The 23301-nt window shown below is 41.0% G+C and carries 16 protein-coding genes; 14 read left to right on the top strand and 2 right to left on the bottom strand.

What is annotated here, in order from left to right:
- Positions 1-266: 266 nt before the first annotated feature.
- From nox to P7J58_RS02090, 8 genes are all read left to right on the top strand, one after another.
- Entirely contained in the window at positions 267-1634 is a 1368-nt protein-coding gene (gene nox / locus P7J58_RS02125; protein WP_222375764.1) for a H2O-forming NADH oxidase, read from the top strand.
- A 140-nt stretch (positions 1635-1774) separates the two neighbouring features.
- The gene (locus P7J58_RS02120; protein ID WP_408555537.1) at positions 1775-2986 is read left to right on the top strand and encodes a Fic family protein; all 1212 of its coding nucleotides are present in this window, start codon (positions 1775-1777) and stop codon (positions 2984-2986) included.
- A 590-nt stretch (positions 2987-3576) separates the two neighbouring features.
- Positions 3577-5856 (top strand): DNA helicase PcrA, encoded by a 2280-nt coding sequence (gene pcrA, locus P7J58_RS02115; RefSeq protein ID WP_408546265.1) that lies wholly within the window; start codon positions 3577-3579, stop codon positions 5854-5856.
- Positions 5857-5858: 2 nt separating this feature from the next.
- Positions 5859-6245 (top strand): hypothetical protein, encoded by a 387-nt coding sequence (locus P7J58_RS02110; RefSeq protein ID WP_029180540.1) that lies wholly within the window; start codon positions 5859-5861, stop codon positions 6243-6245.
- A 315-nt stretch (positions 6246-6560) separates the two neighbouring features.
- Entirely contained in the window at positions 6561-7244 is a 684-nt protein-coding gene (locus P7J58_RS02105; RefSeq protein ID WP_408555536.1) for a YjjG family noncanonical pyrimidine nucleotidase, read from the top strand.
- Positions 7245-7312: 68 nt separating this feature from the next.
- Positions 7313-8077, top strand: a complete 765-nt coding sequence (locus P7J58_RS02100) for a CPBP family intramembrane glutamic endopeptidase (protein WP_408555535.1) — start codon at positions 7313-7315, stop codon at positions 8075-8077.
- Positions 8078-8720: 643 nt separating this feature from the next.
- Positions 8721-9476 carry an LD-carboxypeptidase LdcB/DacB gene (gene ldcB / locus P7J58_RS02095; protein WP_408555534.1) on the top strand — a complete coding sequence of 252 codons (756 nt, stop codon included), beginning with the start codon at positions 8721-8723 and terminating at the stop codon, positions 9474-9476.
- Positions 9477-9564: 88 nt separating this feature from the next.
- Positions 9565-10008, top strand: coding sequence for a VOC family protein (locus P7J58_RS02090; protein WP_289875787.1), 444 nt, complete (start codon positions 9565-9567; stop codon positions 10006-10008).
- A 22-nt stretch (positions 10009-10030) separates the two neighbouring features.
- On the opposite strand, the gene P7J58_RS02085 is transcribed toward P7J58_RS02090, so the two are convergent.
- Together P7J58_RS02085 and P7J58_RS02080 are read right to left on the bottom strand one after the other, a co-directional pair.
- Positions 10031-11641, bottom strand: coding sequence for a permease (locus tag P7J58_RS02085; RefSeq protein WP_408555533.1), 1611 nt, complete (start codon positions 11639-11641; stop codon positions 10031-10033).
- The gene (locus P7J58_RS02080; protein WP_011922278.1) at positions 11638-12381 is read right to left on the bottom strand and encodes an ABC transporter ATP-binding protein; all 744 of its coding nucleotides are present in this window, start codon (positions 12379-12381) and stop codon (positions 11638-11640) included. Before P7J58_RS02080 ends, P7J58_RS02085 begins: the two co-directional genes overlap by 4 nt.
- A gap of 201 nt (positions 12382-12582) precedes the next feature.
- On the opposite strand from P7J58_RS02080, the gene uvrC reads away from it, so the two are divergent.
- The 6 genes from uvrC to P7J58_RS02050 form a co-directional block, all read left to right on the top strand.
- Positions 12583-14352, top strand: coding sequence for an excinuclease ABC subunit UvrC (uvrC, locus tag P7J58_RS02075; protein ID WP_408555532.1), 1770 nt, complete (start codon positions 12583-12585; stop codon positions 14350-14352).
- A gap of 160 nt (positions 14353-14512) precedes the next feature.
- Complete coding sequence (locus P7J58_RS02070) at positions 14513-14896, top strand: hypothetical protein (RefSeq protein WP_142350709.1); 384 nt, start codon at positions 14513-14515, stop codon at positions 14894-14896.
- A gap of 171 nt (positions 14897-15067) precedes the next feature.
- Complete coding sequence (locus tag P7J58_RS02065) at positions 15068-15196, top strand: DUF4044 domain-containing protein (protein WP_002943675.1); 129 nt, start codon at positions 15068-15070, stop codon at positions 15194-15196.
- A 203-nt stretch (positions 15197-15399) separates the two neighbouring features.
- Positions 15400-16713: a GTPase ObgE gene (gene obgE, locus P7J58_RS02060; RefSeq protein WP_032535048.1), complete on the top strand. Its 1314-nt coding sequence runs from the start codon at positions 15400-15402 to the stop codon at positions 16711-16713.
- A gap of 598 nt (positions 16714-17311) precedes the next feature.
- Entirely contained in the window at positions 17312-17476 is a 165-nt protein-coding gene (locus P7J58_RS02055) for a hypothetical protein (RefSeq protein WP_002943677.1), read from the top strand.
- Positions 17477-17799: 323 nt separating this feature from the next.
- On the top strand, positions 17800-23301 hold a 5502-nt coding region (locus tag P7J58_RS02050; RefSeq protein ID WP_408572551.1), incomplete at its 3' end, for a MucBP domain-containing protein.

The following is a 23301-nucleotide window of genomic DNA, read 5'->3' as shown; positions in this document are numbered from 1 at the left end:
TCTACTTTAACATAAAGAAAAAGTAGTGACTACTCTCTCCCGTCGGAGATTTCCTCACTACTAATCTTAGTATGTTTATCTTGGTCGAGTTCTTTCCCACTCCCTTTTTGCTTTTATATATCTTTACATTGTTTAAAGAAAATAGCATTTTAAAAACTTTTTGAAAAAAATGTGATATTCTGAGCAAAAATTTTGTAATCGGTATCATTTTTAGTGTATAATAGACTTTGTAAAAAAATATATTTTCGAAAGTGAGATTTCACATTATGGCTAAAATCGTTGTTGTCGGTGCTAACCATGCTGGTACTGCCGCAATCAAAACTATGTTGACAAATTACGGTCAAGAAAACGAAATCGTTGTATTTGACCAAAACTCAAATATTTCATTCTTGGGATGTGGTATGGCTTTGTGGATTGGTGAGCAAATTGGTGGTCCTGAAGGACTTTTCTACTCAAACAAAGAAGAGTTGGAAAGCTTGGGAGCAACAGTTTACATGGAGTCACCTGTTACAGCTATCGACTACGAAGCAAAAACAGTTACTGCACTTGTAAATGGTCAAGAACACGTTGAAGTTTACGACAAACTTCTCTTTGCTACAGGTTCACAACCTATCTTGCCACCAATCAAAGGTGCTGAAATCAAAGAAGGTTCTCTTGAATTTGAAGCAACTCTTGAAAACTTGCAATTCGTTAAATTGTACCAAAACTCAGCTGATGTTATTGAAAAATTGAAAAACAAAGACATCAACCGCGTAGCAGTTGTTGGTGCTGGTTACATCGGTGTTGAGCTTGCAGAAGCATTCCAACGTAAAGGTAAAGAAGTTATCCTTATCGACGTTGTAGATACATGTTTGGCTGGTTACTATGACCGCGACTTGTCAGACCTTATGGCTAAAAACTTGGAAGAGCATGGTATTCAACTTGCCTTTGGCGAAACTGTTAAAGAAGTTGCTGGTAATGGTAAAGTTGAGAAAATCATCACTGACAAGAACGAATACGATGTTGACATGGTTATCTTGGCTGTTGGTTTCCGTCCAAACACTGCATTTGCAGGTGAAGGAATCGAGCGCTTCCGTAACGGTGCCTTCCTTGTAAACAAACGCCAAGAAACTTCAATCCCAGGCGTTTATGCTATCGGTGACTGTGCAACTATCTACGACAACGCTACTGGCGACACAAGCTACATCGCTTTGGCTTCAAACGCTGTACGTACTGGTATCGTAGCAGCTCACAACATCTGTGGTACTGACCTTGAAGGTATCGGTGTACAAGGTTCTAACGGTATCTCTATCTACGGTCTTAACCTTGTATCAACAGGTTTGACACTTGAAAAAGCTACTCGTCTTGGTTTGAACGCTGCTGTTACTGAAGTAACAGACAATCAAAAACCAGAATTCATGGAGCATGGTAACTTCCCAGTAACCATCAAAATCGTTTACGATAAAGATTCACGTCGTATCCTTGGTGCGCAAATGGCTGCTCGTGAAGACATCTCATTGGGTATCCACCTCTTCTCATTGGCAATCCAAGAAGGCGTAACAATCGAAAAATTGGCATTGACAGACTTGTTCTTCTTGCCACACTTCAACAAACCTTACAACTACATCACAGTAGCTGCCTTGGGTGCTGAATAATTAATTGAATACAAAAGCTCAGAGATGACTCTGGGCTTTTTTAGTAAAAATTGAAATTATATTTAAAAATATCAAAAAACTTGAATTGAATTTTAAAAAATGGTAAAATTTTAGAAATTCAAAAAAAAAGAGGTGTTTTTATGTACAAAAGACTAGAAATTGTGAGTTATTCTGATTTTGATAATTATGAAGCGGAATATCAAAAACGCTTTGATAGTCTAGCTACCATAAAAACAGGATTGACAATCAATCCTTTTTCAAAGAGGGAACAAAGAAGGTTGGCAGATAAACACCAATTGTTCTATGTATTGCTTCCGAACCATGTCATGGATATTGAAAAGATTTATAAAAATAGCCAACTTCTTTCTAATTTTGATTTATCAAGCGTTCAGATGCAAAAGCTATTCTATTTGCAAATTATTGATGAAATCCAAAGTACCAATGATATGGAAGGAGTCAAATCTACTCGTAAAGAAATAAAGGAGGCATATAACTCTCTAGATAAAAATAAAAGGTTTTCTGGAATCGTTTCGATGTACCATTCTATTTTGAAAAATGAATTTGAGAAAATAGATTCTTTGTCTAAATTTAGAAATATTTATGATCAATTATTTTTAGATGAGATGTCAGAAGATGAAAAGCCTGATGGAGAGCTTTTTAGAAAAAAAGTGATTTATGTCGGAGATGGAAATTCCTATGTTCACCAAGGAAATTCCTCGGAGTTTTCGATTAATGAAGATTTAACGAAGTTAATCATTTTTATGAACAATCCGGAGATTCCTCTTATTATCAAATCAATTATTACGCACTATTTTTTTGAGTATGTACATCCCTTCTATGATGGAAATGGTAGAATGGGGCGTTTCCTAATGTCATCCTATCTGTCTAGAAAATTAGATTTTTTAACAGGGTTGTCTCTGTCGGAGTCTGTTTTGCAAAATAAGAGTAAGTATGAGGAGGGTTTCTCAATTACTTCTCACCCTAAAAATAGAGGTGATTTGACCCCGTTTGTAGGGACCATGCTAGAAATCATTTTAAATGCACAAGAGAACATGAAGACTAAGTTGGGCAAGTTGAAGTCACAATTAGATAGAGTGTGGATCTTGATAGATGGTCTAGACCTGACGGGACCTCAAAAAGAATTGTTGTTTATACTTTCCCAAGATAAGCTTTTTGATGTTTTGCATACTGGCGTCAGCAACAAGGGATTAACGGAAGCATTCGGCGGAAAATACAAAAGGACGAGAATTGATTCTACTCTGAAAACACTGGAAGGAATGGGCTTAGTGACAAAAGTGAAATCATCCCCAGTCATTTATGAAGTTAGTTCTAATTTGATAAAAGATATTTAATAGCACCGGCCTCGGCTGGGCTTTTTTGCTTGCCATCTATCACATTGAACTGCTTATCGAGTGATTTTTTGGTATAATGGAGAGAATGATTATAACGAACCTGTATTCACAGTGTAGTACTTCTATCTAAGGCTAGTTTTTCAGCTACTCATCGTTAGTTTTTTCAAAATATAGTCTTTTAGTTTACTTTTAGTACTCGCTCCAACTATCTGGTAGATAGTTGGAGGTTGGAAATAAAGCGAACAAAGTTCGCATCAACAGCCGTAGGCATAACTCAATGCTTTCTTGTTTCTAGGTGACCAGCTGATGTACTTCGCTTTTTTGTTTTCAGGCTCAGGTACGAATAGTCCACCGGACTATTCGTATCCCCCAGACTGTTTCAATCAGGCAAGGCGAGTTCAAACACTCCAGTGGAGTGTTTGAAGTTGGAAATAGGGAAACGAAGTTTTCTCGTACGTCGAAGTAATAAAAGAAAAACTAAATGACGCTACAGTCGGTATTCCTTCAAAAAACTACCTTGATTAGCGAAAAACTATCTCTTATTTAAAAGCACTCCACTTGTAATACATGTTCTAAGAAAGTATGAGAAGATGAACCCATTATTAAACGGAATGAATGACAGACAGGCAGAAGCGGTACAGACGACGGAAGGTCCGCTATTGATTATGGCAGGGGCTGGTTCAGGTAAGACGCGAGTCCTGACTCACCGTATCGCTTATTTGATTGATGAAAAAATGGTCAATCCTTGGAATATCTTAGCCATTACCTTTACAAACAAAGCAGCGCGTGAGATGAAGGAGCGGGCCTACGCCCTAAATCCTGCTACGCAAGATTGTTTGATTGCGACCTTCCACTCCATGTGTGTCCGTATTTTACGCCGAGATGCTGATCATATCGGCTACAATCGCAATTTTACCATCGTAGACCCTGGTGAGCAGCGTACACTCATGAAACGGATATTGAAAAATCTTAATTTAGATCCGAAAAAGTGGAGTGAACGTTCTATCCTGGGAACCATTTCTAATGCCAAAAATGACTTGATTGATGACAAGGCGTTTGAAGCCCAGGCAGGCGACCTATACACGCAGATTGTTGCTAAATGCTACACGGCTTATCAAAAGGAACTAAGACAGTCAGAGGCCGTTGACTTTGATGATTTGATCATGTTGACGCTCCGCCTTTTTGACCAAAATCCAGAGGTCCTGACCTATTACCAGCAGAAATTCCAGTATATCCATGTCGATGAGTATCAGGATACCAACCATGCCCAGTACCAATTAGTCAAGCTCCTGGCATCACGTTTCAAGAATATCTGCGTGGTCGGAGATGCGGACCAGTCTATCTATGGTTGGCGTGGTGCGGATATGCAAAATATCCTAGACTTTGAAAAGGACTATCCAGAGAGCAAGGTTGTGCTTTTGGAGGAAAACTATCGTTCGACCAAGAACGTCTTGCAGGCTGCCAATGAGGTCATCGAAAACAACCGCAATCGACGTCCCAAAAAACTCTGGACACAGAATGCCCAAGGAGATTTGATTACCTACTATCGTGCAAGAGATGAAAATGACGAGGCGATTTTTGTCGCAGGGCAGATTGACCAGTTGCATCGAGAAGGCAAGGCTTATAAGGATTTTGCAGTTCTCTATCGGACCAATGCCCAATCCCGTACCATTGAAGAAGCCCTGCTCAAGTCCAATATCCCTTATACTATGGTTGGAGGCACCAAGTTCTACAGCCGTAAGGAAATCCGAGATGTGATTTCTTATTTGAATATCATTGCTAACCCATCGGATAATATTTCCTATGAACGCATTGTCAATGAGCCAAAACGTGGCGTTGGACCTGGTACGGTTGACAAACTCCGTGATTTTGCGACCAGCCACAGCATGTCCTTGCTAGAAGCTTCTCAGGATATAATGTTATCGCCGATTAAAGGTAAGGCAGCACAGGCAGTCTTTGACCTAGCCAATCTCCTCTATAAGCTACGCAATCAACTGGACAATTTGACAGTGACAGAGGTGGTTGAGGCTGTCTTAAAAGAAACAGGCTACATCGATGCCCTTGCAGCACAAAATACGCTTGAAGCCAATGCCCGTATTGAAAATATTCAGGAATTCCTATCTGTTACCAAAAACTTCGATGAGAAGAATACTGAGGAGGAAGAAACAGGTTTGGATCGCTTGACTCGATTCCTGCTTGATTTGGCTCTCATTGCAGATACAGATGACGGCAATACTGAGTCATCAGAAGTGACCCTCATGACTCTCCATGCGGCCAAGGGTCTGGAATTTCCAGTTGTCTTCTTGATTGGCATGGAGGAAAATGTCTTCCCACTTAGTCGTTCAGCAGAAGAAGAGGACGAATTGGAAGAAGAACGACGACTTGCCTATGTTGGTATTACACGGGCAGAGCAAACCCTTTATCTGACCAACGCCAACTCTCGCCTGCTCTTTGGTCGAAGTAACTACAATCAGCCAAGCCGCTTTATCCGAGAAATTTCCAGTGACTTGCTTGATTATCAAGGCCTTGCTCGTCCAGCCAATACTAGCTTTAAGGCTTCTTATGTCAATGGCAGAGCGACACAGTTTGGACAAGGTATGAGTTTGCAACAAGCCATGCAAAGTCGAAAAGCATCCGTACAACCATCGGCCAAGCTCGGAGGTAGCATGCCTTTCGCATCAGGCAACAAATCGTCAAGCTCAGGCACCAACTGGTCAGTTGGTGACATCGCAGTACACAAGAAATGGGGACGTGGAACTGTTCTTGAAGTATCAGGTTCGGGCAGCAACCAAGAACTCAAAATCAATTTCCCAGAAATGGGCCTCAAAAAAGTCTTAGCTAGCTTGGCGCCAATAAGTAAGGAAGAGTAGAGATGAATCTTCAGGTACAATTTTTTCAAAATGATGTTATAAAAGCCATCAAGGGAGGGGTATACCAAATTTCACTTCAGAAAGTTGATGATGAACGGTGTGTCTTGTATATCGGTGAATCATTTTCTATGCTGATAAGATGTGCACAACATTTATATCAGTTGAGAAAATACCCAGAGTATTTAGGGATGACCACTGAAACCCTTCGTGATCAAAACCTTATCTTAATGTTTGAAATTCTAGAGCTTGAAGAAGCGATGGGAATCAGAAGAAAAAAAGAAAAGGAGTACATTAAGAGGTATAGGCCCTTGTTACAGAGTGGACTTAGTGATCGTATGTTACCCATTTCTAGAAAAAAAGAAGCGGTGGCTAATTTTCTGGAAATATAGATAGTGATTAAAATACAATGCATTAAATGTGTTGTATTTTTTTTATTCATACTCTTCGAAAATCAAAAGTAGCCTAGGAAACGAAGCCGATGATAGAACTCTGTTGCTTTCTTATTTCAAGGAAACAGGCTAAAAAGCTCCACAGGAGCTTTTCACTCATCGAGGCAAGTTGACAACGTTTTAAAGAGTATGAAATTTGAAAAACAGTATAATAGAGTCTAGGACACAGAGATATTTTTTTAGAAACTGTGGTATACTTTAGATATACTGCCTGACATCGTTTCAGTAGTTTCTGCTTAGAAAGGACTTATCATCTTGCAATACAAACACTTACTCTTTGATCTTGACCATACTCTTCTTGATTTTAGCCGTGGAGAAGAAGTTGCTCTGACACAATTTTTAGAATCCATGCAAGTAGAGGATATTGCGGCTTTTAAAGAAGTCTATCGACCGCTCAATCAGGACATGTGGAAGGATTTGGAAAAAGGGAACATTACAAAGAAAGAGCTAATAAACACTCGCTTTTCACGGACCTTTGCCCACTTTGGTCGGCAAGTTGATGGAAGGGAGATGGCCTTGTGCTACCAAGAATTTATTGGGCGGCAGGGACAAATTTTTACAGGTGCAGATAAGCTTTTGCAGGAATTGACACACCGAGGCTACCAGATTTATGCAGCGACCAACGGCGTGACCTATATACAGGAAAATCGCTTGCTTCACTCACCGATTCAATCGTATTTTAAAGAAGTATTTATTTCTGAGCAGATGGGGACGCAAAAGCCTGCGGCTGATTTTTATGAAAAAATAGCAGAGCAGATTGCAGGTTTTCAGTTTGACCAAGCCTTAATGATTGGAGACAGTTTGACAGCAGACGTTCAAGGCGGCAATAATGCGGGCATGGATACTGTTTGGTACAATCCGACTCATATGATAAATAATAGTAAGGCAGTTCCAACCTATACAATTAGTAGCTATCAAGAATTATTAGACTTACTATAGAATGTTTTAAAAATTCTATAAGATTTTTCGTATATTTGTAATAAAAAATACACTATAAGGAGGAAAAAGTGAAAAGCTTACTGAGACGTATTCGTCCAACCAAGCCCCTAAAAGAACTCACTTGGATAGATTTGATTATTATCACAACGATTTTATGTGGTAATGCTATTTATACCTCAACCATGCAATGGATAGCATCATTTTCCGCAACAGAAACCGCTGAAACATGGGTTCTGTCGTTTAGTCCAGCCGATAATTGGTGGGCTCTAGCTAATCAAGGAAAATTATTCCTGTTTGCCCTGGTGTATTTATTGATTCGGAATTATGATTTCAAGCAGCTAAAAGTAAAATTAGAGTGGACAGTTTTGCTCTGGGGACCGCTGATTTTCATCGGTGCTGGTCTGATTAGCGATTTGGCATTTACAGCTTTTTCTTATATTCCTGGTCTATCTGGTGGATATAATTACCTTGGATACTTGCCTTATTATGACTGGAATATCATGACAGTGCTCAACCGTTTTCTAGCCGTTGACTACAGTACAGTTATCTATTCCTTGTTTAACGGCTTCTATGAAGAGTTCTTTTTCTTAGGCTTATTGTTGAGTACAGATAAGAAAAAGCGTTCGCTGGTCTTACTCTTTTCAACAATTGTCCGTATATCTTTCCATACCTATCAAGGAATGGTATCTGCTCTTGTTATTGGTGTAGCCTTCGGCCTTTTCTATTACTACATGTACACAAGGAAAAATGATAATTTATTGCCATATTTCTTAGGACATGCTCTTGCGGATATGGTTGGTACAAGTTTCTTCTCATTGTTTATTGCAGGGTAAACAATGAGAAGAACGGACATCAAGCTAATCGGATAAAATTTCTTTCTCCCTACAGCTGACAAATGGATGATGATATGTAGTTTCTATCAACTCGGTATCATCACCCGTTTTATTGTGCTGATATATTTAATCTGTTCAGTCAAATTTCGATTGCTTTATCATAAAACCAAATCGAGCAGACGATTTGTATCTCCTTAGTATTCTTGTATTTTTAGGAGTGCTAAATAATAAACCGGATGTGAAGGTAGAAGACATCGTAAAAAACGGTATGTCATCTAAAAATCAACAATAATGTTTGTTTAGAAACTACTGATGAGGTATCTAGTTTCAGTATCTCTAGCTAAGACGGATTTTTCAAAATATAGTCAGTATTTCCTAAAAAACTATTTTGTATATAAATCACTTTACTTGTGAATACGATTATTTAACATCATATATGTCCACCAGTCGAAAGGCTGGTGTTTCAATTTATGGCATGTATGTTATCATTTTTGCAACAGTGGTAAATGTGCATTCTTATAAAGAAAATAAATCTAGAGAAGTTCAACGTGCATTAAAATATTAATGGTTAAAATCATAAGCCGTCATTAGACGGAGTTTTATGATTGTGCTACAATAGACATAATTATAAGAGAACGGGGTGATGATAATGAAACGTACTATTCTATTATGCTTGCCGACAATACTGTTACTAGCAGCATGTCATCAAAATACAAATCAGGCCAATACTACAAAACCTTCGTCAACAACTGTTTCGACTACTTCAAATCAGTCTGCTTCAACAACTTCGGAGCAGTCAACAAGCAGCTCTACATCGGCGGAAACGAATCAAGAAGTAACAAGTACAGAGACTCAGGTAAATTTTAACGGTTCCTATTATAGTGTACAAGGAAAATATGGCGAAGTGATTATCGCCAATAAAAAGCATCCGCTTGCAGCTGATTATGCACCGGGCGAAAATCCTGAAGCCTTAGCAGCTTTTCAACGTTTAATAGCAGATATGCAGGCGCTAGGATTTGGTATCTCCAATAACTACAGTGGATTTCGTTCCTATGAAACTCAGGCAAGTCTCTACCAGTCTTATGTAAATCAAGAAGGACAAGCAGCGGCAGATAGGTATTCTGCAAGAGCTGGATATAGTGAACATCAGACAGGATTAGCCTTTGATTTGTTGGATACAAGTGGTAATTTATTAGAAGAACCAAATGCTTCTCAGTGGTTGGCTACGAATGCACACCTATATGGCTTTATTGTCCGCTATCTTCCGGGAAAAGAGTCTAGCACAGGCTATATGGCAGAATCCTGGCATGTGCGATATATTGGTCAAGAAGCGACAGATATTTACAATTCAGGCTTGACCTTGGAAGAATATTTTGGTGTACCAGGTGGAGACTACTAATTTTACATTTGGTCAGAAATAAGTCGAAAAATTTGTCCGTATAACTAACTCGTGATATAATAAACCATCATAATTTTGGAGGTCCATCATGCTTAAAGCAATGGAAGTATACTTGGTTACTAATGGTAATGGTTTAGAAGCCATTGAGTTTTATAAAAATGCTCTTGGGGCAACAGTGGAGCAAGTAAATTTATTTAAAGATTTCTTACCAGACTGCCCTGCTGAACTAGAAAATTACGTAATGAATGCACAGTTTCGTTTGAATGGTCAACGTTTTATGTTGTCAGACAACAACCCAGAAATGCCTTATACAGTAGGTGACAATATTACAGTTGTGCTTATCACAGACGATGCTGAGACAGCGCAGGAACTATACAGCAAGTTATCCGTAGATGCAACTGCTATCAATATGGAACTTCAAGCAGTTCCTTGGTCTCCTGCCTACGGTAATGTAACAGACAAGTTTGGTATCTCTTGGCAAATCAATGCTGAAGTAGAAGGATACGGTCAGGAATATTACGCAGAAAACTAAAATAGATTGGACAACGTCCAATCTATTTTAGTTTTTGCCAATAAGCTTTGTAGATATAAAGTTGAAGAGCAGCAGATAGAACAAATAGTAAGGTCATCAAGGCTGAGCTTACATAAGCTGCACCAATAGTGCCAGCTAATATGATGCTGACAACTAGAATAATGGCTCCGAGAAACATTGTTCCTATGATCGATCCAGCAATCAACCACTGACCCGCTCCGCGACCAAATAACTGGTTACTATTTTGCCAGTTGAGCATGAGGAGTCGTTGGTCACGCCAGTAATAAATCTGACCAGTTAGCAGGGCTGAAATGATGATGCCGACTGTAAAGAAGAATGCTAGAATGAGTTTGACTTTCATGAAACCTAGAGCCAAAGCAAAGTAAAGTAGAGTTGGTAGTGCGAATTGCACGGCAGCCAATACCCAGAATTTTTGGATGATAAATTTTTTGAAACTTATAGGAAGTGTTCGAATGAAATGATAATTTTCCTTCTCCAATGACATGGCCACTCCGATGAAGGTTGTAGAACCAGCAAATAGACTGCCAAGCAAGAATCCAGCTAATAGAGCAATACCAAAGAAATCCCATCCAACTGAACTTAGACCACCATTCTCTGTGAAACGGCTAAAACTTGGAAAAAGCGCCACTCCCATGATGATTGGTTGTATCATGGTTTGGACCATGAGGTTGCTATCTTTAAGAGTAGATAGGTGGTGTTTCACTAAAGCCTGATTGAGATTGCTAGGAATCTTGCCAGACTTAGCATTATTGGTCCGTTTTGTCGAAGCATTTTCAATCGCCAAAACTTGATTAAAGTAGTTGGGAATGACAGTTTTAAACGCAAACGTAATAAGTCCAAACATCAAAATGAGAGGAAATCCAAAATGAAGGAGTGTTTCTAGTGATATAGTATGGCTGACCAAGTAATGGAATCCAGCAAATATGGGTATGATAGGAAAATCAACAAAGCCACCAGATTCGAGTGAAACGGTCTGCTGAGATTGCAGGAACATGAGCGCAGCAAAAGCCAGCAAGGAAGAACCTGTCATCAGGATTGTAGAAATCAATGTTTTACGAGGGCTTTTTGTCAGAACTTCCCCAACAAAGTGCATGATAATCAGATTGACTAAATTAACTAAAATCCAGAGAATCAAAAAGGAAGGAATGGAAGCTAAGGCGAGGAACGGACCGCCAATTTGCCAGTAAGTGATCAGAAGTAAAGACAGACACGGCATGAGGAAGGGTAGGACCATCCCTTGTGCAGAGAGGATTTTAGCGAGGAAGACTTCTTGTGGCTTCAGGGGAAGTGCTAAATACAACTTTGTATCCTTACTATCGTAGAAAACGGAGAAGAAACCTGTAAAACCGTAGACAATGGCAATAATGGTAAAGAGCGCTAGTTGCAGAGAAAAGAAACCGATGGACTGACTATAATCTACTCCCATGAAAAAGACAGAATAGAGAAGTCCGAAACTCAAAACCATAAATACTTGTTGCAAGAGGACACTTTTATAGGCTGAAAAGGAGGCGTCTTTGCGCTTACTTTGTTTCTTCTTGACGGAAGCTAGAAGTTGAGGATTGGAATAAAGAATATTAATCTTTACTAGTTCCCAAATGATGGATTTACTCATACTTCCTCACCTGCCTTCACTTGTTGGCGTCCGGCTAATTCCAAATAGATGGTCTCCAAATCTTTATCTGGATACTGTGATTTGAGTTCATCAAGACTTCCTACGAAAATGAGTTGCCCTTTTCGGAGAATAGCAATGCGGTCACAGAGTTGTTCAGCTACTGAAAGGACGTGTGTAGAAAATAGAACGGTGTGACCAGATTGAGCATGTTCTTTCATCATTTGTTTTAGGTCGAAAGAAGCCTGAGGATCCAGTCCAGTTAGGGGTTCATCCAAAATCCAAATATCAGGGTTAGGGATCAATGCACCAATAATAATGGTTTTCTGACGCATACCGTGTGAAAAACTATCAATAGGCTCATGCTGGCGCGCTGTCATATCAAATAGACTAGATAGTTTAGCGATACGGTCATCAACTGTATCCTTTTCTACACCATAGACCTTGCCCATAAAGTGCCAGTATTCAAATGCTGTTAAGTGTAGGAAGATGTCTGGCGAATCTGGAACATAGGCTATCCGTTTCTTGACTTCATCGCGGTTCTCCTCTAGGTTTAAACCATCAACAGAGATAGTTCCATAACTGGCTTCGATTATCGAAGTCAATAGACTGATTGTCGTTGTTTTTCCTGCCCCGTTATGTCCAATTAGGCCGAAAATCTCGCCACTTTCAATTGTCAAATTTAGGTCATCAAGTGCGATTGTTTCGCCGTATGTTTTTGTGATATGGTCAAATTGTATCATAGTAACCTCCTTGTTATTCGTGAACTAAAAGTAGGAGCTTGCTAGGTAGTCCAAGCCGTATTCCAAATGTCCTTCGAATAATATATACAATTAATTACATTTATTATACTGCTGAATTAGTACAAAAGCAATAGTTTTTTAGAAAAAATGTTTAGAATTTCACAAGTTAATGATTGAAGAAAAATCTGCTATAATAGACCTATGAACGATTTGATCAAGCACAAGTTGGAGTTGCTGCCGGACAGTCCGGGTTGCTACCTCCATAAAAACAAATACGGTAAGATTATCTATGTGGGCAAGGCCAAAAACCTGCGCAATCGAGTGCGGTCTTATTTTCGTGGTGCCCATGATACCAAGACAGAGGCTCTAGTAGCTGAAATTGCCGACTTTGAATTCATCGTGACGGATTCTAATATCGAGGCACTCTTGTTGGAAATCAATCTGATTCAGGAAAACAAGCCTCGCTATAATATCATGCTCAAGGATGACAAGTCTTATCCCTTTATCAAGATTACCAAGGAACGTCACCCACGGCTGCTCATTACACGGCAGATTAAGAAGGATGGCGGTCAGTATTTTGGTCCCTATCCAGATGTGGGTGCGGCCAACCAGACCCTCAAACTATTGGAGCGTCTGTATCCTTTCCGCAAGTGTAAATTGCCTGATAACAAGTATTGTCTTTATTATCATTTGGGGCAATGTTTGGCTCACGGGGAAAAACTGCCCAGCCTGTCTGACTATGACAAGATGGCTAAGGAAGTTGCCCAATTCCTGACGGGGCATGATGATAAGATTGTCAAGGAAGTGCAGGACAAGATGAAGGCAGCTGCTGGCAATTTGGAATTTGAAAAGGCTGCGGAATATCGTGATGTCCTTCAATCCATTTCAACCCTACGGACCAAGCAACGAGTGATGGCTCATGACTTGCAAAACCGCGATGTCTTTGGTTATTATGTAGACAAGGGCTGGATGTGTGTGCAGGTTTTCTTTGTTCGGCAGGGGAAACTGATTGAGCGGAATGTCAATCAGTTTCCATACTATAATGATGCGGACGAAGACTTTTTGACCTACATCGGTCAGTTTTACAGGGACCAGCAACATTTGATTCCCTCAGAGGTCTTGATACCGCAGGATATTGACCAAGAAGCCGTAGAAGCTTTGGTAGATACCAAGGTCATCAAGCCTCAGCGTGGCGAGAAGAAGCAACTCATCAATCTGGCAACCAAGAATGCGCGTGTTAGTCTGGAGCAGAAGTTTAATCTTTTGGAGAAAAATCTGGAGAAGACCTACGGTGCAGTGGAGAATATCGGTCAGCTTTTGGGGATTCCGACGCCTGTGCGGATTGAGGCTTTCGATAACTCCAACATCATGGGGACCAGTCCTGTGTCGGCTATGGTGGTCTTTGAAAATGGGGTGCCTAATAAAAAAGAATACCGCAAGTATAAGATTAAGACGGTGGAGGGGCCAGATGATTATGCCTCTATGCGTGAAGTGTTGCAACGCCGTTATAGTCGGGTCTTGCGGGACGATTTGACACCGCCTGATTTGATTATCATCGATGGTGGTCAGGGGCAGGTCAATGTCGCCAAGCAGGTCATCGAGCAGGAGTTGGGTATGTCCATTCCCATTGCAGGTTTGCAGAAGAATGACAAGCACCAGACTCACGAGTTGCTCTTTGGCAATCCGCTAGAGGTGGTGGAGTTGCCCCGTAATTCTCAGGAATTTTTCCTCCTGCATCGAATTCAAGATGAAGTGCACCGCTTTGCTATTGAGTTTCACCGTCAGGTTCGGTCAAAAAATTCCTTCTCATCTAAATTGGACGGCATAGAAGGCTTGGGACCAAAACGCAAGCAGGCTTTGATGAAGCATTTCAAGTCCATTGGCAATATCCAGTCAGCAAGTTTGCAGGAAATCGCAGAAGCTGGTGTGCCGTATAAGGTGGCGGAGTTGGTCAAGGAGAAGTTGAAGTAAAACCAAACGGTGTAATAATATCCAAAAATCTTATAAAAATACACCAAAATACTTTATAATCTCGGTGATATATATTATAATATACACATAAAGTACTTGATAAGCATCAATTTATTGCTAATAAAATGATGCTAGTAAAATAGAGAGTTAGGTAAAGGCTATGCAAAGATATATCACTCATGCAGTTGGAATATTGTTCATATTGTGTATGCTACTGCCGTTTGCATATACTACGGACAGTGAAAGTTATTCTGTTTCCCTTGTGTCAGGTTGGCGGTATTTCAGCCAAAACTTGTTTTCCTTGTCCTCTATTCTAATCTTTTTAGCTTTCTTTTTCATTAATTATCAAGCTGATAAAAATATTCAACTGATTATTTTTATCATGACTTTTATGGTTACATTGTATTTTTATTGCTTACCCATTCTGGCTCTAGGAGAAGAATTCTGGAGTCGTATAATCGAATTGCCTGTTGCTTATTACATTTGTGGTTTACTTATGCTTGTTGGAGTTGGATTAAAAGTAAAACGTTTGGTATCTGGTTAATTGCCTAATATTTCTGAAAAGCACGAGGACTGTCTTTCTAGTCAGAAGCTGGAAAGCAGTCCTTTTAAGATAATCTGGTAAATCTTGGCTTCTGGTAGGTAGAGATGAGATTTGAAAGCTCTACTAATTTATGGTAAAATGAATTATCAATGACTGATTAAGGAGAAAGCAATGGCGTTCGGCGAAGAAAAACACAAGAAAACAACATTTGAAAAAGTAACTTTAGTAATTGTTGTCGTGATGGTTGTCGTGACATTAGCTGGCTTGATTTTACCAGCCATTAATGCATTGATGAATTAAGAATCTGTATTCACTGTTCAGCACTTCTATACTAAGGCTAGTTTTTAAGCACTCATCGTTAGTTTTTTTCAAAATACAGTCAGTATTTTGAAAAAACTACCTTGATTGGCTAAAAACGATTTCTTATATATGAGCACTTCGCTTGTGAATACAGGTCTAAAACGCTTTTAAGCGTTTTTTTCTAGGAAAGAATAGGGTAAATTATGAGTATGTTTTTAGATACTGCCAAGATTAAGGTCAAGGCAGGGAAAGGTGGCGACGGGATGGTCGCCTTCCGCCGCGAAAAGTATGTACCTAATGGCGGTCCTTGGGGCGGTGATGGTGGCCGTGGCGGAGACGTTGTTTTTGTTGTAGACGAAGGCTTGCGTACTCTCATGGACTTCCGTTACAACCGTCGTTTTAAAGCTGACGATGGCGAAAAAGGGATGACCAAAGGTATGCATGGTCGTGGTGCGGAGGATTTGATTGTTCGTGTACCACAGGGAACAACTGTTCGTGATGCGGATACTGGCAAGGTCATCACTGACTTGGTTGAAAATGGTCAAGAGTTTGTCATTGCCCACGGTGGTCGTGGTGGTCGTGGAAATATTCGTTTTGCGACACCTAAGAATCCAGCGCCTGAGATTTCTGAAAATGGAGAACCAGGTGAGGAGCGCAATCTTGAATTAGAATTGAAAGTGTTGGCTGATGTAGGTCTTGTAGGTTTCCCATCAGTTGGTAAGTCAACGCTTCTCAGTGTTATTACAGCAGCTAAACCTAAAATTGGTGCCTACCATTTTACAACCATTGTGCCAAATTTGGGAATGGTTCGGACCAAATCTGGCGAGTCATTTGCCGTCGCAGATTTGCCAGGTTTGATTGAAGGGGCTAGTCAAGGCGTGGGTCTTGGAACTCAATTCCTTCGCCACATCGAGCGGACACGTGTTATCTTGCATGTCTTGGATATGTCAGCGAGCGAAGGTCGTGATCCTTATGAGGACTATGTAGCTATCAACAATGAATTGGAAACCTACAATCTTCGTCTCATGGAGCGTCCTCAGATTATCGTTGCCAACAAAATGGATATGCCAGAAGCGGCAGAAAATCTGGAAGAGTTCAAGAAGAAATTAGCAGCCAACTACGACGAGTTTGACGAACTGCCACAGATTTTCCCAATCTCAGGGATTGCTCACCAAGGTTTGGAAAATCTTTTGGAAGCCACAGCTGAGCTGCTAGAGAAAACGCCAGAATTCTTGCTCTACGACGAATCAGATTTCCAAGAAGAAGAGGCTTACTACGGCTTTAATCCAGATGAGCCAGAATTTGATATCAGCCGTGCAGATGATGCTAGCTGGATTCTGTCTGGCGACAAGCTTGAAAAACTCTTCACCATGACCAACTTTGATCGTGACGAATCTGTCATGAAATTTGCTCGCCAGTTGCGTGGCATGGGTGTCGATGAAGCCCTCCGTGCCCGCGGAGCCAAAGATGGTGACACCGTTCGTATCGGCAAGTTCGAATTCGAGTTTGTGGATTAAAACTGTCCGGGGGACAGTTTTAACCCGAGCCTAAAAATTCGATAGCGAGGTAGTCTGGAGCTAGACTGTCTCAGCCCGAGCTAAGAAATTCGATAGCGAGGTAAGCAGTTTGACTGCAAGTTAACTTGCTAGTCAAACTACGCCAAGTCCTATGGGACCTTGGCTAGCTACCTTACTAACTTCACCCAAATGGTAGTATCGACCATTTGGGCTCCGTGTCGTAACTTTGGAATCGCATCTAAATCCTAAAGGACTTGATGTGATACGGTAGCCGTTATGGCGGACTACCTACCAACCTTACTAATTCCGCACAGGCAGTGGTATCGACTGCCTGTACTCCATGTCGTAGCCTGTCCAGTGGAGTGAAACAGTTTGCAGAACTTTTTCAGCTGGTTGCCTTGAAATACGAAAGCGACCATGTTCGGGGGACAGTTTTAACCCGAGCTAAGAAATTCGAGAGCGAGGTAAGCAGTTTGACTGCAAGTTAACTTGCTAGTCAAACTACGCCAAGTCCTATGGGACCTTGGCTAGCTACCTTACTAATTTCATTCAGTTAATGATCGTTTGTAAATAGTCTATAAAATAGTTGGAGGTTTATATGGGCGATAAACCAATATCCTTCAAGGATAAGGATGGAAATTTTGTCTCAGCTGCGGATGTTTGGAATGCTGAGAAATTAGAAGAACTTTTTAATACGCTCAATCCTAATCGAAAATTACGTTTGGAGAGAGAGCGTTTGGCAAGAAAATCGGAAAATGAATAATTAGAGATCTGTTAGTTTCAAAAGACTAGCAGGTTTTTATTAAGAATCTTAAAAATAGGACTCGCGTCAGGACCATTGACCTGTAGGTAACCAATCCACAATATCAGAATGGGCATGGAACTAGAAAAAAGTTACATGCGTTTTTTTCGCGTATGTTGCGGAAAATGGAAGATTTTACTTGAAAATCGGGGGGGGGGGTAGTGTATAATGCTTATAGAAGCTAAAAATGGTTAGCTAATAGTAAAATGAGGGAGATGTAATCTGAAAGCATTTTTAGTTACCTATCTTATTTTTAGCTATGCATAGAATACAGGAGGATAATAATGCATCATTCTAGAAGAAAATCTTTTGACTGGTACGGATTGAAACAGCACTTCTCAATTCGTAAATACCACTTTGGTGCTGCTAGTGTCTTACTTGGGATGTCGATTGCACTTGGTACTGGGACACAGGTTGTTCAAGCTGCAGAGACAGTTACAACTCCAGAGTCTACGTCCGTAGCTTCATCCACAAGTGCTACAGAATCAACGACATCAGAAACTTCAACAGAAACAGCGACTTCATCAAGTTCTGAACGTACAGTTGAAATCGGTTATATTGTTAAGTACGCTACTGAAGATGATACACTTGCGAACGCTTCAGTAGAAACAGTTTCAGTTACTACCACAGAAACAATTGCAAAAGCAACGGTATCTGTCACAGCAGTAGTACCAGAAGGATATGAATTAGCATCAGGTCAGTCAGCTACAGTTTCTCAGGAAGTGACCGAAAACGGTGTAAATATTGTTACTGTTAAAGTTGTGAAGAAAGCTGAAGAAAAAGCAGCAACTTCTGAAACAACTACAACAGCTTCAACAGAAACAGCAACTGCTAAATCAACAGAAGCTAGCACAACAACGACAACAACAGAATCGCTCACTTCTGCACCGACAACACCAGAAGCTAGCAAAGCCCAAACAGCTGCGTCAACGCGCACAACACCAGCGCAAACGGCTACAGCGACACAAGCTCCTAGCCAAAGCACAGCTACGACTAACACAGATACCGTAGCGCCAGCAGCAACAGTTAGCATCGACACAACAGCAGAAGCTGACCTGGCTGCGCTAAACGCTATCGCTGAGAAAAAAGCAGTGACAGATACGATGACGCAAAACTTCAGCGCAGCGCTAGGAACCCTAAGCTCACGCTCTGATAGAAGCGCGACACTCCCTGACACACCAACTATCACAAACATGGATAACGGTAACGGTATCCAAGGTTACTGGTCAGAGTATGCAACTGTTCTAAACAAAGAAGAAGCCGCAGAAGCCGCTCGCCTGACACCAGCACCACAGGTCTTCCCAGATGGCTATATCGGAGATCCGACAACAGGTCGTATGACCTTTATGCTTTTGGAACTCTCTAGCCCGTATGATGCTACGCAACCTGCTAATGATTACAATGCTGGTTCTTTCAACCGACGCACAGGACTAAACTACTATATCGCTTTTTCTGTTAACCGTAACTCATCAGACGGTACAGATACCTACGCTTACCTGATCGATAAAACAACCAACCAGATTATCGACAGCAAGGTGCTAACGACAAATGGTGTTGGTCAAGAATTTGACGCTATTCTAAACGCCACTTATATAGATCCAAAATCTACAGGAAGATTCAAATTCACCATGTATGTCACCGAGCTTGAAATGAAAAACCATAAGACAGGTGAAACGGCAATTACACGCTCGCTAAATGTAGCTTCTGGTGTTGGTGATGGCGGGGAGGTGTCAATCGTCTTTAACGCCATGGGATCAGATAGAGGGGCATATACCACATTCACAGGACCCGCACCAACCTTTGCCCCACGCCAAAACACGCTGTATAAGGTAGCAGGGACAGCGATTCGTGTTGAAGAAGAACTGGCTCGCTATGTCCAGACCGCTGACCTTGCAGGTGATAACTTTACCACATCTGGTGAAGCGGTCTTTGCTGACTATGAGTTGATAGAAAAACCAACGATTGTCTCAGGGACCTTGGCGAGTTCCTATGTTATCGGTGGTGCAGAGATACGTTATAACCCTAGCACTAAGGCACAAAAAGGGATCATCACCACAAAAACAGACGGGACATCTCGTCTCATAACTTATGCGATTAACCCTGACCACCCAGACTTCCTAGCTAACTATGAAAAGTATAAGGCGATGACACGAGCAGAGTTTGTAGAAAATGCTGCTACCATCCTACGTTTGTCAGAACGTATTGATATCATCGATGCCTTTGCAGAGCAGGAAAAAGCGATTAACGATGATAAGTCGACTACAGATGATGAAAAAGAAGCAGCGCTCAGCGTTTTACGTAAGTCGACAATGGCTCAACTCAACACCGTTAACGATGACTTCTTGATTACCTTCGTTACGAAACCGATTGAACCAGGCGGTTTAAACACTGAAAACCACGCCATTACAGGTGAAGCAGGCTATAGCTACACATCAACCAAATACAAGTTCCAAAGACGGGTCCGTAACTCTGAAGGAAAACAAGTTGTTGAGATAACGGATACCATTGGTTATACTTTAGGACCGTTTAGTGGTGAGCCAAAAGCCGACCTTGTGCCAAATTCAGAAACAAGTTACATGTTGGCTGATAGTGATGGCAACAACATCAACGATGCAGATGGACGACCGATCAACTTCTCAGGGGCTAGGATCTCACTTCCCAACTCTAACCTAGTTAACCGAAACGACCAAGTTTACTACTACGCTGAAAAAGGTGGGGTTAAGGTATTCTACGTTGATGAGGATGGTAACGAGATCAAGGATGAAAACCTTGTGACTAACCATGCCGATACAGGGACAGACTACAACCTAGATACGACAGAGATCAAACCAGAAAAGATTACCTATAAGGGTGAGGTTTACTACTACAAAGAGATCGACCTTACAACCAGCAACCTGGTCCCACCATCAGCAAACACTGATAGTGAAAAACGTGCGATCGTGAAGATCGATGAGGTCACAGGTACCATCGCACAAGATACCCTTAAAGAGTTGACCTATGTCTATGAAAAAGCTGGTAACGTAAACGTTAACTATGTAGATACTAAAGGTAATGCCATCAGTAGCAAAGTCATCGATGTTGAAAACGGTAAGCCAGGAGATACCTACAGCACAACTGACCAAAAACGTGATAAGATTGAAACCGCTACTGGTGAGGTGTACTACCTCGTTCCTAAGGGCACTTATGACGTTGGTACAGTAGGTGATGACGGTAACTTGACAGCTATCGGTAACAACACTGCAACAGGTATCGATGCTGTCTCAGGCGACATCGAAAGCAACGTGACCAAAGAAATCACCTACGTTTACCAACAAGCAGGTAACGTTATCGTTCACTACGTTACTGAAGACGACACAGAACTTTCAGGAACCACTGATACAGGTGCCACTACAGCAGCTACTGTAAATGATACGACAAACGGTAAACCAGGTGAGCGTTATGACACCAAAGACCTCAAGACAAAAACCATCACCACAGCAGATGGTAAGACCTATGCGCTAGTCGAAGCATCAACTAAAGGTGAGGAAACAGGTACCGTTGAAGCAGGTAAGACTAAGGAAGTTACTTACGTCTACAAAGAAGTCAAAGGTAACGTTGTGGTGAATTACGTTGATACCGAAGGTAACCCAATCGCTGGTACAACAGACGCAGGAAACGTTACAGAAAGCAGCGTAGAGCACACACCAGAGACATCAACAGGTACCGACTACAATACCCAAAACCTCCGTCCAAACACAATCACCACAACAGATGGTAAGATTTACAAACTCGTTCCAGCAGCTATCCCAGCAAACGAAACGGGTAAAGTTGTCGAAGGCACTACAACCGTAACTTATGTCTATGAGTTACTTCAAGGTGATGTTATCGTTCATTATGTTGATACTGAAGGTAACACAATTGCAGACGATGTAACAGACCAAGTTATCACTGACACAGGTACATACTACGATACTAAAGATAACAAACCAGAAAAAATCGTTAATGACGAAACTGGCGATGTTTACTACATCTTGCCAAAAGATGAAGTCAAAGCAGGCTCGGCTCCTGAAACAGGTAAGGTTGTAGAAGGTACAACTGAAGTTACATACATCTACCAAAAAGCTGGTAGCGTTAATGTTAACTATGTCGATACAGAAGGTAATGTTCTTAAAGATCCAGTTGCAGACGTGACAGATGGTAAACCAGGTTCTGGCTATGACACTGTTCTTGATAACAAACTGGCTAGCATCTCAGTAGATGGCAAACTTTACCGCCTTGCTCCGGCAAATACTTACAATGTAGGTACAGTTTCAGGTGACAACAACTTGACAGCAGTTGGTAACGGTAAAGCAACAGGTATTGATGCTACGACTGGTACAGTTGAAGCTGGTACAACGAAAGAAATCACTTACATTTACCAAGAAGTGAAAGGTGATGTTGTAGTTGAGTACTACGATACAGAGGGTAACCAAATTGCCAAAACAGTCGTAGACGAAGACGATAAGTCTGTTGGTACTGTCTACAACACTGACGAAGACAACAAACCAGAGACAATCACAACTGAAGATGGAACAGTTTACTACTACAAAGAAGTGAAAGATACTTCTGCACCAACAACTGGTAAAGTAGCAGAAACAACAACAACTGTTCAGTATGTCTACGAAAAAGCAGGCTCTGTCAACGTTAACTATGTTGATACAGAAGGTACCCCAATTCAAGCACCAGTAGCTGACGAAACAAACGAGAAAGCTGGTACTGAGTACGCTACAGCTGATAACAAGCCAACAACTATCACAACAGCAGATGGTAAGACTTATCGTCTAGTTGAAGCAGGTACTTACAACGTTGGTACAGTTTCAGATGATAACAACTTGACTGTCGTTGGTAACGGTAAAGCAACAGGTATCGATGCTACGACTGGTACAGTTGAAGCTGGTACAACGAAAGAAATCACTTACGTTTACGAAGAAGTGAAAGGTAACGTTGTTGTTAACTACATCACAACTGACGGTACAGTGATCAAGCAACCAGTTGAAGATACACCATCTACATCAACAGGTACACCATACGATACTAAAGACAACAAGCCAACTACAATTACAACAGAAGACGGTAAGACATACCGTATCGTGCCAGTTCTTACAAAAGGTTCAGAAACAGGTAAGGTTGTAGAAGGTACAACATCAATCACTTACGTATACGAAGAAGTGAAAGGTGACGTTGTAGTTGAGTACTACGATACAGAAGGTAACTTGATTTCAGGTCTATCTGACTCAGGTGAAGCTGTAGATACTAAAGAAGTTGATACCCCATCAACATCAACAGGTACAGCATACAACACTGATGAAGACCACAAACCAAACACCATCACAACAGCAGACGGTACAGTTTACTACTACAAAGAAGTGAAAGACACTTCAGCTTCAACAACAGGTAAAGTTGTAGAAGGTACAACAACTGTTCAATACGTTTATGAAAAAGCTGGAAATGTTATCGTTCACTACATCACAGAAGATGGAACAGTGATCAAGGCTACTGTAACAGACGAAGAAAACGCTAAACCAGGTAAGTCTTATGACACAACTGACAACAAGCCAGTTGAGATTGTTACAGAAGATGGTTCACGTTATGTCTTGATTCCGTCTAAGACAATTGGTACGGAAAATGGTACAGTTGAAGGTGGTAAGACAATTGAGATCACTTATGTGTATAAGAAAGTCGCTAACTGGCTCCCACAAATTCCAGGTGTACCAGCAGGAGAAGAACCAAAAGTTCCATATCCATTTGATCCAACCAATCCAGATGTA

This window comes from Streptococcus suis, from assembly GCF_046032535.1.
Taxonomy (GTDB): Bacteria; Bacillota; Bacilli; order Lactobacillales; family Streptococcaceae; genus Streptococcus; species Streptococcus suis_AK.
Note: the sequence above shows the minus strand (reverse complement) of the source record. Positions and strands in the feature narration are given on the sequence as shown.

Bases quoted from the DNA above. Each gene is read 5' to 3' on its own strand.
- nox (WP_222375764.1), top strand. From the start codon at position 267: ATGGCTAAAATCGTTGTTGTCGGTGCTAACCATGCTGGTACTGCCGCA.
- P7J58_RS02120 (WP_408555537.1), top strand. From the start codon at position 1,775: ATGTACAAAAGACTAGAAATTGTGAGTTATTCTGATTTTGATAATTAT.
- pcrA (WP_408546265.1), top strand. From the start codon at position 3,577: ATGAACCCATTATTAAACGGAATGAATGACAGACAGGCAGAAGCGGTA.
- P7J58_RS02110 (WP_029180540.1), top strand. From the start codon at position 5,859: ATGAATCTTCAGGTACAATTTTTTCAAAATGATGTTATAAAAGCCATC.
- ldcB (WP_408555534.1), top strand. From the start codon at position 8,721: ATGATAATGAAACGTACTATTCTATTATGCTTGCCGACAATACTGTTA.
- P7J58_RS02090 (WP_289875787.1), top strand. From the start codon at position 9,565: ATGCTTAAAGCAATGGAAGTATACTTGGTTACTAATGGTAATGGTTTA.
- P7J58_RS02085 (WP_408555533.1), bottom strand. From the start codon at position 11,641: ATGAGTAAATCCATCATTTGGGAACTAGTAAAGATTAATATTCTTTAT.
- P7J58_RS02080 (WP_011922278.1), bottom strand. From the start codon at position 12,381: ATGATACAATTTGACCATATCACAAAAACATACGGCGAAACAATCGCA.
- uvrC (WP_408555532.1), top strand. From the start codon at position 12,583: ATGAACGATTTGATCAAGCACAAGTTGGAGTTGCTGCCGGACAGTCCG.
- P7J58_RS02070 (WP_142350709.1), top strand. From the start codon at position 14,513: ATGCAAAGATATATCACTCATGCAGTTGGAATATTGTTCATATTGTGT.
- P7J58_RS02065 (WP_002943675.1), top strand. From the start codon at position 15,068: ATGGCGTTCGGCGAAGAAAAACACAAGAAAACAACATTTGAAAAAGTA.
- obgE (WP_032535048.1), top strand. From the start codon at position 15,400: ATGAGTATGTTTTTAGATACTGCCAAGATTAAGGTCAAGGCAGGGAAA.
- P7J58_RS02055 (WP_002943677.1), top strand. From the start codon at position 17,312: ATGGGCGATAAACCAATATCCTTCAAGGATAAGGATGGAAATTTTGTC.